Annotated in this window: 11 protein-coding genes; 1 reads left to right on the top strand and 10 read right to left on the bottom strand. The window is 66.6% G+C overall.

Annotation, left to right across the window (positions count from 1 at the left end; genetic code table 11):
• Positions 1–164 precede the first annotated feature (164 nt).
• From ACWFR3_RS37295 to ngcE, 10 genes are all read right to left on the bottom strand, one after another.
• Complete coding sequence (locus ACWFR3_RS37295; RefSeq protein WP_453739137.1) at positions 165–1448, bottom strand: sugar ABC transporter permease; 1284 nt, start codon at positions 1446–1448, stop codon at positions 165–167.
• Positions 1445–2233 carry an ATP-binding cassette domain-containing protein gene (locus ACWFR3_RS37290; RefSeq protein WP_365858470.1) on the bottom strand — a complete coding sequence of 263 codons (789 nt, stop codon included), beginning with the start codon at positions 2231–2233 and terminating at the stop codon, positions 1445–1447. The genes ACWFR3_RS37295 and ACWFR3_RS37290 overlap by 4 nt, the downstream gene beginning before the upstream one ends.
• A gap of 189 nt (positions 2234–2422) precedes the next feature.
• Complete coding sequence (locus ACWFR3_RS37285; RefSeq protein ID WP_453739136.1) at positions 2423–3508, bottom strand: substrate-binding domain-containing protein; 1086 nt, start codon at positions 3506–3508, stop codon at positions 2423–2425.
• A gap of 120 nt (positions 3509–3628) precedes the next feature.
• Complete coding sequence (locus ACWFR3_RS37280; RefSeq protein WP_453739135.1) at positions 3629–4828, bottom strand: ROK family transcriptional regulator; 1200 nt, start codon at positions 4826–4828, stop codon at positions 3629–3631.
• A gap of 199 nt (positions 4829–5027) precedes the next feature.
• Entirely contained in the window at positions 5028–5915 is an 888-nt protein-coding gene (locus ACWFR3_RS37275) for a carbohydrate ABC transporter permease (protein ID WP_453739134.1), read from the bottom strand.
• Positions 5915–6793, bottom strand: coding sequence for a carbohydrate ABC transporter permease (locus ACWFR3_RS37270; RefSeq protein WP_453739133.1), 879 nt, complete (start codon positions 6791–6793; stop codon positions 5915–5917). The genes ACWFR3_RS37275 and ACWFR3_RS37270 overlap by 1 nt, the downstream gene beginning before the upstream one ends.
• A 121-nt stretch (positions 6794–6914) precedes the next feature.
• On the bottom strand, positions 6915–8177 hold the full coding sequence (locus ACWFR3_RS37265; RefSeq protein WP_453739132.1) for an ABC transporter substrate-binding protein: 1263 nt from the start codon (positions 8175–8177) through the stop codon (positions 6915–6917).
• A gap of 149 nt (positions 8178–8326) precedes the next feature.
• Complete coding sequence (locus ACWFR3_RS37260; RefSeq protein ID WP_453739131.1) at positions 8327–9220, bottom strand: carbohydrate ABC transporter permease; 894 nt, start codon at positions 9218–9220, stop codon at positions 8327–8329.
• Between the two features lie 21 nt (positions 9221–9241).
• On the bottom strand, positions 9242–10156 hold the full coding sequence (locus tag ACWFR3_RS37255; protein ID WP_453739157.1) for a carbohydrate ABC transporter permease: 915 nt from the start codon (positions 10154–10156) through the stop codon (positions 9242–9244).
• 190 nt (positions 10157–10346) lie between these two features.
• Positions 10347–11780 carry an N-acetylglucosamine/diacetylchitobiose ABC transporter substrate-binding protein gene (ngcE, locus tag ACWFR3_RS37250; RefSeq protein ID WP_453739130.1) on the bottom strand — a complete coding sequence of 478 codons (1434 nt, stop codon included), beginning with the start codon at positions 11778–11780 and terminating at the stop codon, positions 10347–10349.
• 533 nt (positions 11781–12313) lie between these two features.
• Between ngcE and ACWFR3_RS37245 the strand changes: the two genes are divergently transcribed.
• On the top strand, positions 12314–16156 hold the full coding sequence (locus tag ACWFR3_RS37245; protein WP_453739129.1) for a GH92 family glycosyl hydrolase: 3843 nt from the start codon (positions 12314–12316) through the stop codon (positions 16154–16156).
• The last annotated feature ends 39 nt before the right edge of the window (positions 16157–16195 follow it).

The raw sequence follows: 16195 nt of genomic DNA, 5'->3' as shown, positions 1-16195 counted from the left end.
GGCTTGTTGAGTCTAATGTTCCGCCGCTGCCGACGGCGTCCGGGCCGTGAGTTCCACGTCACGCGAACGGGTCATGACTGTGCCCGGCGTCTTCGTCGACGCCGGGCACAGGGTTCATGCGAGGCTGCTGCCGATCGGATGACGGCAGCGCCCGCGGGCGGGGGTCAGGCGCGGCCCGCCGCCTTCTGGCTCCTGCGGGACACGGAGTCGAGGACGACCGCGGCGAGGAGCACGGCGCCGGTGATCATCGACTGCACGGCCTTGCTGGAGCTGCCGGACATGTAAAGGCCGGTCATGATCGACTGGATGACCAGGATGCCGAGCAGCGCCGACCAGGGGGTGCCCCGGCCGCCGAAGAGGCTGGTGCCGCCGATGACCGCCGCGGCGATCGCCAGCATCAGGGTGTCGCCGCCGCCCAGGTTCGAGTCGGCGACGCCGGACTGGGAGGCGATGAACAGGCCGCCGAGCCCGCCGAGGAAGCCGGAGACCGTGAACACGGAGATCCGGATCCAGACGACGTTGATGCCGGCCCTGCGGGCGGCCTCGACGCCGCCGCCGACCGCGAAGACCTGGCGGCCGTAGTTGGTGCGGCGCAGCACGAAGCTGGCAAGGACCACGACGCCGACGAAGACGGTGAGGCCGAGCGGGAGCCCGTCTTCCTGGTTCAGGACGAAGGCGACGACGTAGGCCAGGACGGCGACGACGGCGGTCCGCAGGGCCAGCTCGCTGACCGGGCGGTGCGGCAGGTCGGCGGCCTTGCGGCGCACGCGCTGGCTCCACTGGGAGTAGGCGTACGCGGCGACCGCGACGGTCGCGAGGCCGTAGGCGGCGGCGACATCGCTGAAGTAGTAGTTGTTCAGGTTGTAGATGATGCCGTCGGAGATGTTGTTCAGGCTCAGCGTGTTGCCGAGGACGTACAGCTGCAGGCCGCTCCACCCGAGGAAACCCGCGAGGGTCACGACGAAGGCCGGGACGCCGATCTTGGCGAAGAAGAAGCCGTGCAGGGCACCGATCGCGCCGGCGGCGGCCAGGCCGATGAGGACGGCGAGCAGTTCGTTCACGTCCTGCTTGATGGCGAGGACGGAGCTGATCGCGGCGGTGAGACCGGCGACGGAGCCGACCGACAGGTCGATCTCGCCGAGCAGCAGGACGAAGACGATGCCGGTCGCGATGAGGCCGGGGCCGACGATGTACTGCGCGATGTTGCTGAGGTTGGACGGGTCGAGGAAGCGCCCGGTGGTGATCTCGAAGATCGCCCAGATCACGATGAGACCGGTGACGACCGGTATGGAGCCGAGCTCACCGCCCTTGATCTTGCGCTTGAACTCGGTGAGGTAACCGGCGAAACCCTGCTCACGGACGAGCAGGCGCGGGTCGACGGCCGGGATGGCGTCGGCGGCCGGGGCCTCGGCGTCCACCTTCTTCGAGGTGTTCACGGTGTCACTCACTTCGCGGCCTCCGCGTTACGCGCCTTGCGCCGGGTCACGGCGTTCTCCGTGGCTCCGGTGATCGCGGCGATGATCTCTTCGTTGCTGGTGTCCTTGACGCTGAAGACACCGTTGTTGCGGCCGAGGCGCAGGACGGCCACCTCGTCGGCGACGGCCTTGACGTCGGCCATGTTGTGGCTGATGAGGAGCACCGCGAGGCCGCGCTCGCGCAGCCGCTCCACCAGGTCGAGGACCTGTGCGGTCTGCTCGACGCCGAGCGCCGCGGTGGGCTCGTCGAGGATCACCAGCTTGGGGTCGCCGACCAGGGCACGGGCGATCGCGACGACCTGGCGCTGACCGCCGGAGAGCGAGGCGATCGGGATGCGCACGCTGGGGATACGGATGGAGAGGGTGTCAAGGAGCTCCTTGGCACGCTTCTCCATCGCCACCTCGTCGAGGACCTTGGCGCGGCCGAGCTCACGGCCGAGGAACAGGTTGGCGACGACGTCCAGGTTGTCGCAGAGCGCGAGGTCCTGGTAGACGGTGGCGACACCCAGGCCCTGGGCGTCGTGCGGGCGCGAGATGGAGACGGGGTTGCCGTCCCACTCGATGGTGCCCTCGTCGATGGGGTGGACCCCCGCGATCGTCTTGACCAGGGTCGACTTACCGGCACCGTTGTCGCCGACCAGGGCGACGACTTGACCGGCGTGTACTTCCAGTTCGACATCGGTGAGCGCCTGAACGGCACCGAAGCGCTTGGAGACGCCGCGCAACGCCAGCACGGGCGGAGCGGACATGTGAACCATCTCCTTCGTCCGCCAGGGGCTGGCGGAGGGCCGTACGGGCATGGCGTACGGCGGGATGTTGATGTGGGCTAAGGGGGGAAGTAGCGAGGGTGCGAGCAGGTGCGTACGTACGGCGTCCCGGCCCCCGGCAGCGGGGTGAGTGAGAGGGGGGCCGAGACGCCGTACGAGTCCGTTGCCGGCAACTCGCGGCTACTTGATGCCGGCGTCCGCGCAGGCCTTGGCGAAGTCCGGGGTGCAGATCTCGCTCGTCTTGTAGAGCTTGTCCTTGACCACGGTGTCCTTGATGTCGTCCTTGGTGACGACGAACGCCTGGACGAGCGCCGACGGGATGCCCTTGTCGCTGGGGCTGTCGAGCTTGTCCGTGACCAGCGAGTCGATCTTCTCGCCGTTGAGGAGCTTCACCGCGACCTCGGCGGTCTTCTCCGCCTCGGGCTTGTACGGCTTGTAGATGGTGAAGGCCTGCGTGCCCTTCAGGATCCGCTGGATGCCCGCCAGTTCGGCGTCCTGGCCGCCGACCGGGATCCCCTTGACCTTCGCCGACTCCAGCGCCGCGACGATGCCGCCCGCCATGCCGTCGTTGGCCGAGTAGACGGCGTCGAAGCCGTCCTTGCCGAGCGAGGTGATGGCGGTGCCCATCTTCTCACCGGCGATCTTCGGGTCCCACTCGCCCGTCTGCTCGTAGACGACCTTCTTGACCTTGCCGTCGATGACCGAGTGCGCGCCCTTCTTGAAGAGGGCGGCGTTCGGGTCGGACTCCTTGCCGTTGATCATGACGACATTGGAGTCCTTGGCCTTGTCGCCCAGGGCCTTGACGATGCCCTCGCCCTGGAGCTTGCCGATCTTCTCGTTGTCGAAGGAGACATACGCGGAGACCGGGCCCTCGGCCAGGCGGTCGTACGCCACGACCTTGATGTCCTTCTTCTTCGCCTCCTGCACCCACGCCTTGGTGGCACCGGAGTCGACCGCGTCCAGAATGATGACCTTGACGCCGGAGTCGACGAGGTCGTCGAACTGCTGCTTCTGGGTCGAGACGTTCTCGGAGGCGTTCTTGTAGTTGATCTCGCAGTCGGAGCAGAGCTCCTTGACCTTCGCCTTGATCAGCGGGTAGTCGAAGGACTCGTAACGCGTGGTCTTGCTCTCGGGCAGCAACAGACCGATGGTCTTGTTGTCCGAGTCTCCCTTGTCACCGCCACCGGCCTCGCCACAAGCGGCAAGGGAAACGGCCATCGCGGTAGCGGTCATGGCTATCGCGGCACGACGCAGATGGGTGTTCACTGTCCAACCTCCCTGACGTGGCCGCGTCGTTGCGGCCGAGGTGGCTCGAAGTCAACTCGGCCGCCACACCAGCGTCAAGGAGTAAATCCTTAACGAGATGACAACGGTGCCATGCGTTATCTAAGTGAAGGCAGGTGCGGTCGCGGGCAGCGAGCCGTCCAAAAGGGTTGAATCGCCCATTTCGCTGAGTGCGAGAGCCAGTGCGCCCAGGACTTCGGCGCGGCCTCCGAGGGCCCCCGGGAGGACGGAGAGCTGCCGGGCGGCGCTGGGGATCGCATAGCGCCCCACGGACTCCCTGATGGGCCCCAGGACCAGCTCACCGGCCTCCGCCAGGTCGCCGCCCAGGACGACCCTGCTGGGGTTCAGGAGGTTGCACAGGTTCGCGACGCCGCTGCCGATGTGCCGGCCGACGTCGGCGATCACCCGCCGGCAGCCGGGGTCACCGTCACGCGCGAGGGAGACCACGCGCTCCATCGTCAGCTCGGTGCCGTGGCTCGACTGGAGCAGGGGCAGCACGTAGCGGGCCGCGGTGAACGTCTCCAGGCAGCCGCGGTTGCCGCAGCGGCAGACCGGGCCCGACTCGTCCAGGGTGATGTGCCCGATCTCGCCCGCGGTGCCGCCGGGGCCGCGGTAGATCCGCCCGCTGATCACGAGCCCGGCGCCGACACCGCTGGCGACCTTGATGTACGCGAGGTCCTTGACCCCGCGGCCGCTGCCCCAGACCAGCTCGCCGAGCGCGCCGAGGTTGGCGTCGTTGTCGACGTGCACGGGGACGCCGAGGCGGTCCTTGAGTTCCTCGGCGGGCTTCGTGCCCGTCCAGCCCGGCAGGATCGAGGTCGAGCCGAGCGTGCCGGACTCCACGTCGATGGGTCCCGGCACGCCGAGGCCGATGCCCGCGATCTTCGCCCGGTCCACGCCCGTCACCGCGATCAGCCTGCTGACCAGCTGCTCGGCCCGGTCGAAGCCCTGTGCGGCCGACGCGTCCACGTCCAGCGGCTCGGACTCCTCGGCGAGCACCTGGTGGGCGAGGTTGCCGACGGCCACGCGCAGGTGCGTATGGCCGAAGTCCACGCCGATGACGATGCCCGCGTCACCGCTGAGCGAGACGCTGCGGGCCCTTCGGCCGCCCGCCGAGGTGGGCGTGACCTCGACCGTTCCGCCGTCCTTGAGCTCCCGGACGATGTTGGAGACCGTGGCCGCGGACAGACCCGTCGTCCTGGCGATCTCCGCTTGAGTGAGCGACCCGGCGAGGCGTACGGCGCGTACGACCCGCTCGAGATTGGCCCGGTGCAGCGACGACTGCGACCCCGGAGTCTCCATTGACTCAGCCACCCTTTTCCGTCTGACGTAACGGCACCTTCGCCGCCCGTACAAGTTGTGAACTCCAAGCTCTGCTGAACGGGTTGGCGCAGTCAAGTCCTTGACCCAAATCGGCACTCTTGAACAGTGGGACAGGCCGGGTCCAAGTGGCGAGGATGCACCCCAAACCACCCAGACCCGGCCTGAGAGGGCCGATCCGTTACTTGACCGATCCCGCGGTGAGACCCGAGACCACGTGCCGCTCGATGAAGGCGAAGAGCACGATGACCGGCACGATCGCCACCACGGAGGCGGCGAAGAGGTAGTTCCACTCCACGGTGTAGGCGCCGATGAAATTGTTGATGCCGACGGTCAGCGGCTGCTTGTCGGGCTCGGTGGTGAGCGTGAGGCCCATCACGAACTCATTCCACGAGGTGATGAAAGTGAAGATCACCGCGGTGACCACACCCGGCAGCGCGAGCGGCAGCGTCACCTTGATCATGGCGCCGAAGCGGCTCGTGCCGTCCACCATGGCGGCCTCCTCCAGCTCCGGTGGGATGGAGGAGATGTAGGCCGTCAGGATCCACACCGCGAACGCGAGGTTGAACGCCGCGTTGGTGATGATCAGGGTCCAGACCGAGTTGAGCATGTCCAGCTGGTGGAACTCGCGGTAGAGGCCGACCAGGAGGGCGGTGGGCTGGAACATCTGCGTGATGAGGACGAGAAGCAGGAAGGCCTTGCGTCCGCGGTAGCGCATGCGCGCCGTGTAGTACGCGGCGGGCAGCGAGACCAGGAGCACCAGAAGCGTCGCGCCGCCCGCGACGAGCAGGGTCACCTGCAGGTTCTGGCCGAGCTCCGACTCCTTCCAGACCTCGATGAAGTTCGACCACTCCAGGTCCGTGGGCAGATACGTCCGGTCCCGCAGCTCGCTCTTGGGCCGGAGCGCGGTGATCACCATCTCCAGGTACGGAGCAAGGAAGATCGCCGCCAGCGCCCAGGCGACCACCGTGATGACCAGGGTGCGCGGCCGGAACGTGCGCTTGGGCTTGAGCTGCTGCTTCGGTGGGCCCTTCGGGGACCCCGCGCGGGGTGCCGTCGCGGTGGCCATCAGTCCTCCTCGTTCCACCGGCTGACCTTCAGGAAGATCAGCACGAGCACGACGACCATCGCGAAGTTGACCACGGACATGGCGGCGGATTCGCCGATGTCGGTCTCCTTCAGCTTGTACATGAACACCATGGTCGTGGAGGTGTCATAGCCGGGACCGCCCTGCGTCATGGCCCAGATGATCGGGAAGGAGTTGAAGACGTTGATGAGGTTGATGACCACACCGACGAGGAACGCGGGCCGCAGCATCGGCACCGTGATGTGACGGTACGTCTGCCAGGGGCTCGCCCCGTCGATCCGCGACGCCTCGTAGACCTCGTGCGGGATGGTCTGCAGGCCCGCGAGCAGGGTGTACGTGGTGAAGGGCAGCGACACGAAGATCGCGACGGCCATCATCCACGGCCAGGCCGTCTCCGGTTTGCCGAGCCAGTCCCTGGACTTGTCGATCAGGCCGAGGTCCAGCATCAGCGTGTTGAGCACGCCCGCGGTCTGGTTGAGCATCCACTTGAAGCCGATGGCGGTCATCAGGACGGACGCCGCCCAGGGCGCGATGAGCGCCCAGCGCGTGACGGTGCGGCCGGGGAACTTCTGGTTGAACAGCTGGGCGAGGGCCAGCGAGAGCAGCATCGTCACGGTCACGACGACGACGGTCCACACGACCGTCCAGAGCAGGACCGCCCCGAAGTCGGTCTCGTCGAAGAGCTTCTTGTACTTGTCGGTCCCCGCGCTGCCGCGCACGATCCCGGCGATGGAGATGTTGAGGAACGAGGTGCGGATCAGCTCGACGACCGGCCAGATGACCACGGCGAGGATCAGCAGAATGACGGGCGCTATCCAGGGCAGCGGGCCGAGTCGTGCGATACCGCTGCGGCGGCTCACCGGCCTGGGTGCGCGCCCGCTCCGTCCCCGGCCGGTGTCGGCCGGGGGCGGAGGGGCCTTCAGTGACACTAGGTCTCCTAGCGAAACGGGACTACGGGACGAAAGTGCGTCTGCCTGCGGGCTACTTGTTCTCCGCGGCCGCCGTCTCCGCCTTCTTCTGGAGGTCGCCGAGGACCGCCTTCGGGTCGTCGCTCGCCGCCTTGCCACCGGTCTTCTTCATCTCCGCGGAGATGACGTCCCACGAGGTGTCGCCGAGCGGGTAGAACTTGGCGTTCGGCAGGACCTCGAAGAACGGCTCCAGGTCCTTGTGCTTGCCGCTGGTCTGCATCTCCTTGAGGGTGTCCTGCGTGACCGGCATCAGGTTGTACATCTCGTCGAACTGCAGCATCTTCTTGGAGTACGTGAAGTCCAGGAACTTCTTCACGCCCTCCTTCTCCGCGCCGCCGTCCTTGAACGCCATCATCCAGTCGGCGACACCGAGCGTGGAGTCCAGCGGGCCCGTCTTGCCGGGGATCGGCGCGACGCCGTAGTCGACCTTGCCGTCCTTGGCCATCTGGATCAGGCTCGGGTGGCCGTTGAGCATGCCGACCTTGCCGGCCGCGAAGTCCGCGAAGGCCGTCTTGCGGTCGGTGGAGGCCGGGTTGGAGTACGTGAGGCCGGGCTTGACCAGGTTCTTCTGCAGCCAGTCGAAGGTCTCGACGTTCTTCGCGCTGTCGAGGGTGTACTTGCCGCTCGCGTCGGTGTAGCCACCGCCGTTGCCGAGCTCCCACATCATCGTCTCGCCCTGGGTCTCCTCGGGGCCGAGCGGGAGGGCGTAGGGGGTGTCGGCCGCCTTGGAGGACTTGATCTTCTTTGCGGCGGCGGCGAGTTCGTCCCACGTCTTGGGCGGCGTCTTCACGCCCGCCTTCTTCAGGACGGCCTTGTTGTAGAACATCACGCGGCTGGAGGAGACCCACGGGATGCCGTACTGCGTGCCCTTGACCTCGCCGGCCTTGGCGAAGCTCGGGATGAGGTTCTCCTGCGTCTTGGGCGAGAGGACCTCGTCGGCCTTGTAGAGCAGGTCGTCGGCGACCTTGTCGGCGTAGCCGCCGGTCTGCAGCAGGTCGGGCTGGTTGCCCGCCTGGATCATGTTCTTGACGGACTTGTCGATCTCGTTCCAGTTGATGACCTGGACGTCGACCTTGTAGCCCTTGTTCTGGGCCTCGAAGTCCTTCTTGACGTCGTTCCAGTAGTTCTTGGAAGCGTTGGACGCCTTGTCACCGTAGTCGGCGGCGACGAGTTTGATGGTCTTGCTGTCACCGCTGTCGCTGTCACCGCCGCACGCGGTAAGTCCCATGGCCATCGCGAGCGTTGCCGCACCGGTGGCGATCAATCGATTCCTCATGCTGTTCAACCCTTCGACATCGGTGTCGACTTGAACGCGGGCAAAGGTTCCCCCCGCGGCGCCGTGGCGCCGACATTACTCACGGCCGGAATTGCCGCAACAGGCCTAGACCACTTTCGTGGCCAAGCTGAAATCACCTGCGGGCAGGGTCATTTGAGAGCGCCCGCGGTGAGGCCCGCCTGCACCTGGCGCTGGAACACCGCGTACACGACGAGCACCGGCAGCATCGCGATCGTCAGGCCCGCGAAGAGCGCTCCCCAGTCACCCCGGTAGCCCTGCGAGACCGCGAGCGTGGCGAGCCCCTGCGGCAGCACGTAGCTCTTCTCCTCCTCGTTGTTGAGCAGCAGCGGAAGCAGGTACTGGTTCCACTGGCCGAGGAAGTTGAAGATGCCGATGCTGACCAGGCCGGGCTTGGCCATCGGCAGCATGATCTGGAAGAACGTGCGCGTGTGCGAGGCACCGTCGACCATCGCCGCCTCCTGGACGCCGGTGGGCAGCGTGCGGAAGAAGGAGGTGAGGAAGAAGGTCGTGAAGGGCAGCGAGTACGCGATGTACGCGATCATCAGGCCGGGCCGGGTGTCCAGGAGCCCGAAGTTCTCCATCACCGCGAAGAGCGGCACGAGCGCGAGGATGACCGGGAACATCATGCCGCCCGCGAAGAGCATGAAGATGAACCGGTTGCCCGGGAAGGTGAAGCGGGCGATCACATAGGCCGCCATCGAGCCGAGCAGCATGGTGCCGGTCAGCGAACCCGACAGGATGATCACGGAGTTGATGGCGTACTGGCCGATGTTCGCCTCGGTCCACGCGTTGGTGAAGTTCTCCCAGTGGAAGGAGGTCGGCCAGCCCATCGGATCGCTGAGGATCTCGACCGAGGGGCGGAACGCGGTGAGGGCGACCCAGATCAGCGGGCCCGCCGCGAGGACCACCCACAGGACGAGGAAGGCGTGCGAGAAGACGTTCAGGGTCGCGCCGCCCGCCGAATCGCCCTCCCGGCGGGATGTGTCGGCGGACTCGGCGCGGGGTGCGGTGGTCGTGGTCATGATGCAGTGCTCCCGCGGTCTTTAGTATTCGATCCGGTCGCGGTTCCCGATCCTCATGACGATCAGCGAGAACGCCATGCTGAGGACGAGGAGGACGACGCCGATGGAGGTGGCATAGCCGTACTGACCGTCACGGAACCGTTCGTAGAGGAAGACCGGGGTGACCTTCAGGACGTGTTCGGGAACCATGACCAGGACGATCGCGAACGAGTCGAGTGCCTGGATGCCCATGTAGATCCAGCCGGTCCGCACGGTGTCCCAGATCAGCGGAAGCGTCACGCTGAAGAAGGTCCGCCCGCGGCCCGCGCCGTCGAGCAGCGCGGCCTCGTAGATGTCCTTGGGGATCGCGCCCATCGCGGCGGAGAACAGCACCACGTAGAAGCCGACGAAGCTCCAGGAGAGCACGATCATCACGGCGATGAGGGCCAGTGAGCGGTCGCCGCCCAGCCAGGCCGGGCCGTCGACACCCACTTTGTCGAGCCCGCCGTTGATCAGGCCGCTATTGGTGTTGAAGACGCGGCCCCAGACCACGGCGATGATCGCGACGGACAGGACCTGGGGGAAGAAGTAGACGACCTTGTAGAACGACGAGCCCGCGACGCCCGCGATGGCCTGGCCCTTACGGTGCCGCCCGCCCGACGTGATCATGTACGCGAAGAACATGCCGAGCACGAGCGTGATCACCGGGGCGACGACCGCCAGGGTGACGCTGACCTCCAGGGATTCCCAGAAGCGCTCGTCGTTCCACATCTTGGTGAAGTTGTCGAAGCCGATGAAGTTCGCCACCGGACCGCCGGACCAGTCCGTGAACGAGTAGTAGATCGCCTGGATGAAGGGCGAGATCACGAACAGCGCATAGAACGCGAGCGGCAGCGACAGGAAGCCCGCGATGAAGCGGTACTTGTCGAGCGTCCGGTAGCGCCGGTCGTAGCGCACGCTCTGCGGGGTGAAGCGGGGCGGCAGCAGCACCGCCAGGACGAACAGCAGCCCGTTCGGCGACTTGGGCCGTCCTGCCGGGTCCGGTGTCTTCTTCGAAGGTGGCGAACCGTCCACCCGGGTGTCAGTCTTCACGCCACTCCGCCCCGCCTCGTTCACGCGCTCGCGTCCTCGGTCGATCCGCCGCTGATCAGGACTTCTTGACCTTGACGACGTCAGGGTCCTTGAGGATCCGGGCCCCGGCCTTCTCCATGATGTCCATGGCCTGCTTGGTACCGATCTGGCCCAGCATGAACTTGGCGATCATGTTGTTGAAGTCCTCGCGGAACAGCTCGTTGTACCAGTCCATGTGCTTCGCGATGACGACGTTCTCGCCGGCGGACTTGATCGCCGCCTGCACGCTGGCCACACCGTGCGGCATCTTCTGGCCGTCGATGGCCCCCTTGACCACCGGCAGAGCGGAGAGCTGCTTGAAGTTGTTCAGGGCGGCTTCCTTGCTGTACATCGCCCGCAGCCATTCAAGGCCGCCCTGCCGGTTCTGCGCCTTCTCGGGGACGACGTAGAACTCACCGGCCGGCGCGTTGATCGTGCCGAACGGCATCTTGTCGCCCGAGTCCAGTGACGGGCTCGGGCCGAACGACATCCCGAAGTCCTTCGGGGTGGTGTCCTTGGCCTCGTTCTCCACCCAGGAACCGTTGGGCACGAAGACGCACTTGCCGCCCTTGGTCCAGGCGGTCTGCATCTCGGTGTGCGCCTCGGTGCCGTCGAAGCCGGTCAGGACGTACTTCTTGGCGACCAGTTCCTCCCAGGCCTCGAAGACGTCCTTGACCGCGTCATTCTTCCAGGCGCCCGGCTCCAGGTAGTCCATGGCCGTGGTGATCTCGCGCCCACCGCGCTGCGCGAACATCGTGTAGATGCTGAAGAACATGTACCGCGGGTGGCCGCCCGGGTAGCTCCAGCCGTGGATGCCCTTGGCCTTGGCCTTCTTGCAGACGGCCAACATCTCGTCCCACGTCTTCGGGTACTCGGAGTCCAGGCCCTCCTCAAGGAGCTTCTTGGAGTAGAAGGTGCCGTAGACCGTCAGCGAGATGCCGGCCTGGAAGGTGCCGGGGCCACCGAAGTTGCCGCTCGCCTCGACCGCCGGTTCGAGGATGTCGCGCACCTTGACGCTCGGGTCGTCCCACGACGGCGCGTCGAGCAGCTCGGTGAGGTCGGCCACCTGTTTGTTGGACACCAGCTTGCCGGGGTTCATCTGGTCGGCGCCGGAATTGTTGACGACGTCGGCCGTCGGGTTGCCGCGGACGATCTTCGGCTGCACCTGAGTGGCGACCTTCGTCGTCGACTTCTGGCCGGCGTCCGAGTCCGGGTACCGCTTCTTGTACATGTCGGTGACGAACTGGGCGTACTTGTCGCCGTAACCGCCGTTGAAGACGACCACGGCGAGCGCGGCGTCCTCCTTCACGCCGAGCGGGTTCTTCTTGGACTTGTCGCCCTTCTCCGCCTTGTTCTCGTCCCCGCCCCCGCTCGCGCAGGAGCTCAGGGCGCCCACGGCCGGCACCGCGAGAAGGCTGGTGGCCGCCGCCCTCTTCATCACGTCACGACGGTTGATGCTGGTGGATCCCATGCTCAAGTCCTCGCCTTCCAGGACTCAGGCGGCGTACGGGGCTCCCGACAGCTCGCCAGTGGCGAAGGGCCCGACACCGCGGGTCAGTTGAAGCTTGGTGGTGCTGCACGTGCGTCAACTACATGGCAAGGGCTCGCACCCGCCACTCAGGGTGCCGATAGGTATAGTCCACTTCTCGGCGACAGAGCAAGATCGAATGCAGCTTGGGCCAGCAGTCTTTCCCGAGTTGAGACCTCGCGGAGACACGGACTGGTTCGTTCACGGCGTGAGCAAATTCAGCCGGGATAATCGACGGCGTCGGAACCCGCCGGCGCTTCCCCTCACCGATCTTCCCTGGCCCCTCCTTGCTCCTCATTGGACTTTCTCCCCGGCCTCCTTGGACTTTCCCGGCAGCACCTCCCGGCTTTCCCGGCAGCACCTCCGGCTCCTCCGGCCCTTTCAACAGCCTTGACACCACCGGCAACTTGACGACCTACTGGACCTTGCGCAGCCAAGTGACAACGTTGTCCACACTTGCAGGGAGGGGCTCGGGGATGCCGCACAGATCACGCAGACCTCGCTTCAGACACCATCGTTCGGCCGCGGTTCTGGGTGCCGCCGCGTTCACGCTCGTCGCGACGGCGCAGGGCGCAGCCGTCGCCAAGCCGGAGAAACCACCCAAAGCGGCGAGGGAGTTCGTTTCTTCGTTCGAAGAGGGCGATGCGCAGCCCGACTGGCTGAACACCGTGGAGACCGGGCCCGACGGCAAGAAGAAGACCGCCGGCGTCAACGGCGCGTTCAGTGCCGGTATCCCCGGCAGTGTGAACGACCACGTCACCGAGGTCCGCGCCAGCGGCGAGAACACCTCGGGCGGTGAGGTCAAGGAGAACCTGACCGACGGTGAGCCCACCAGCAAGTGGCTGACCTTCAAGCCCACCGGCTGGGTCGAGTTCGACCTGGACGAGCCCGCCAAGGCCATCACGTACGCGCTGACGTCGGCGAACGACCACGACGAGCGCGACCCCAAGGACTGGACCCTCCAGGGCTCCGCGGACGGCAAGGACTGGAAGACCCTCGACACCCGCAAGGGCGAGGCGTTCGACAAGCGCCACCAGACCAAGAAGTACGACTTCGAGAACGACACCGCCTACGCCCACTACCGCCTGGACGTCACCGCCAACAACGGCGCGTCCGACGCCCTCCAGCTCTCCGACGTCCAGCTCTCCGTCGGCGGCAGCGAGAGCCCCGCCCCCGAGGACATGCTCTCCCTCGTGGACCGCGGCCCCAGCGGATCGCCGACCGCGAAGTCGGGCGCCGGGTTCACCGGCAAGCGCGCCCTGCGCTATGCGGGCACCCACAAGGCGGACGCCCGCGGATACTCGTACAACAAGGTGTTCGACGTGAACGTCTCGGTGCGGCGTGACACCGAGCTGTCGTACCGCATCTTCCCGTCGATGGCCGAGGGCGACCTCGACTACGACGCCACGAACGTATCGGTGGACCTCGCCTTCACCGACGGCACCTATCTGAGTGACCTCAAGGCCACGGACCAGAACGGCTTCCCGCTGACCCCGCAGGGCCAGGGAGCCGCCAAGGGCCTCTACGTCAACCAGTGGAACAACGTCGCCGCCCGGATCGGGCAGGTCGCGGGCGGCAAGACCGTGGACCGGGTGCTCGTCGCGTACGACTCCCCCAAGGGCCCGGCGAAGTTCCGCGGCTGGGTCGACGACGTGTCCCTGAAGGAGAAGGCCCCGGCGAAGCCGAAGGCCCACCCTTCGGACTACGCGGACACCACCCGCGGCACGAACTCCAGCGGCGGCTTCTCGCGCGGCAACACCTTCCCCGCGACCGCGGTGCCGCACGGCTTCAACTTCTGGACGCCGGTCACCAACGCGGGCTCGCTGAGCTGGCTCTACGACTACGCGCGCGGCAACAACGCGGACAACCTGCCGACGATCCAGGCGTTCAGCGCGAGCCACGAGCCGAGCCCCTGGATGGGCGACCGGCAGACCTTCCAGATGATGCCGTCCGTCGACAAGGACACCCCGTCCGCGGACCGCACCAAGCGCGCGCTGCCCTTCAAGCACGAGAAGGAGACGGCACGCCCGCACTACTACGGCGTGACGTTCGAGAACGGTCTGAAGGCCGAGATGGCCCCGACCGACCACGCCGCGATGATGAAGTTCACCTATCCCGGTGACGACGCGAGCGTCATATTCGACAACGTCTCGGAGAAGGGCGGCCTCACTCTCGACAAGGAGAGCGGTGTCGTCAGCGGCTTCTCGGACGTCAAGTCCGGCCTCTCCACCGGTGCCACCCGCCTCTTCGTGTACGGCACCTTCGACTCCCCCGTCACCGCGGGCGGCAAGCTGGAGGGCGGCGGTGGCGGTGACGTCACCGGCTACCTGCGCTTCAAGGCGGGCAAGGACCGCACGGTCAACCTGCGTCTTGCGACCTCGCTGATCAGCCTCGACCAGGCCAAGGCCAACCTGAACAGCGAGATCCCCTCCGGCACCTCCTTCGAGCGCGTGAAGAACCGCGCGCAGAAGAGCTGGGACGACATCCTCGGCAAGGTCGAGGTGCAGGGCGCGAGCGAGGGCCAGCGGACCTCGCTGTACTCCTCCCTCTACCGCCTCTACCTCTACCCGAACTCGGGCTTCGAGAAGGTCGGCAAGAAGTACCAGTACGCCTCGCCGTTCTCGCCGCAGACGGGCCCGGACACCCCGACCCACACCGGCGCGAAGATCGTCGACGGCAAGCCGTACGTGAACAACGGCTTCTGGGACACCTATCGCACGACCTGGCCCGCCTACTCGCTCCTCACGCCGAAGAAGGCGGGTGAGCTGGTCGACGGCTTCGTGCAGCAGTACAAGGACGGCGGCTGGACGTCGCGCTGGTCGTCGCCGGGCTACGCCGACCTGATGACGGGCACCTCGTCGGACGTGGCGTTCGCCGACGCGTACGTCAAGGGCGTGGACTTCGACGCCAAGGACGCGTACGACGCGGCACTGAAGAACGCGACGGTCGTGCCGCCGAGCAAGGGCGTGGGCCGCAAGGGCATGGAGACCTCCCCCTTCCTCGGCTACACCTCCAGCGAGACCCACGAGGGCCTGTCCTGGGCCCTGGAGGGCTACGTCAACGACTACGGCATCTCTCGCATGGGCGAGGCCCTCTACAAGAAGACGGGCGAGAAGCGCTACAAGGAGGAGTCGGAGTACTTCCTCAACCGCGCCCGTGACTACGTGCACCTTTTCGACGGCAAGGCGGCCGGGGAGGGCTTCTTCCAGGGCAAGGACGCGAAGGGTGGCTGGCGCGTCCCCTCCGAGAAGTTCGACCCGCGCGTGTGGGGCTACGACTACACGGAGACGAACGCCTGGGGCTACGCCTTCACCGCCCCGCAGGACTCGCGCGGTCTGGCCAACCTCTACGGCGGCCGCAAGGGTCTGGGCGACAAGCTCGACAAGTACTTCGACACTCCGGAGACCGGGTCCGCCGAGTTCGCGGGCTCCTACGGAGGCGTCATCCACGAGATGACCGAGGCACGCGACGTACGCATGGGCATGTACGGGCACTCCAACCAGGTCGCCCACCACGCCGCCTACATGTACGACGCGGCCGGTGAACCGTCCAAGACGCAGGAGAAGGTCCGCGAGGTCCTCTCCCGTCTCTACACGGGCAGCGAGATCGGGCAGGGCTACCACGGCGACGAGGACAACGGCGAGCAGTCGGCCTGGTACCTCTTCTCCTCGCTCGGCTTCTATCCGCTGGTCATGGGCAGCGGCGAGTACGCGATCGGTTCGCCGCAGTTCACCAAGATGACCGTGCACCTGGACAACGGGCGCGACCTGGTCGTCAAGGCGCCCAAGAACAGCGCGAAGAACGTCTACGTCCAGGGCCTGAAGGTCAACGGCAAGAAGTGGACCTCCACGGCGCTGCCCCACAAGGAGATCGCACGCGGCGGTGTCCTGGAGTTCGACATGGGCCCCGAGCCCTCGTCGTGGGGCACGGGCAAGAACGCCCAGCCCACGTCCGTCACGCAGGACGACAAGGTGCCCTCGCCCCGCGGTGACGCCATCAAGGGTGACGGCGCGCTCTTCGACAACACCTCGGCCACGGAGGCCACTTCGTCCTCCGTGGAGCTGCCCGTCACCAAGGCGACGAAGGCCGCGCAGTACACGCTGACGTCGTCCGACAAGGCGAAGGCGCCGCGCGGCTGGGTGCTCGAAGGCTCCGCCGACGGCGAGAAGTGGACCCAGCTGGACAAGCGCTCCGGCGAGTCCTTCGCCTGGGACAAGCAGACCCGGGCCTTCACCGTGGACAAGCCGGGCGCGTACGCGCACTACCGGCTCGTCCTGGACGGTTCGGCGACGCTCGCGGAGGTCGAGCTACTGAGCTGATCCTTCTGTCGTGACGAGGGGGCGGGAGTGCGTACGCAC

The sequence above is a fragment of the Streptomyces sp. NPDC055189 genome, from assembly GCF_053606765.1.
Note: the sequence above shows the minus strand (reverse complement) of the source record. Positions and strands in the feature narration are given on the sequence as shown.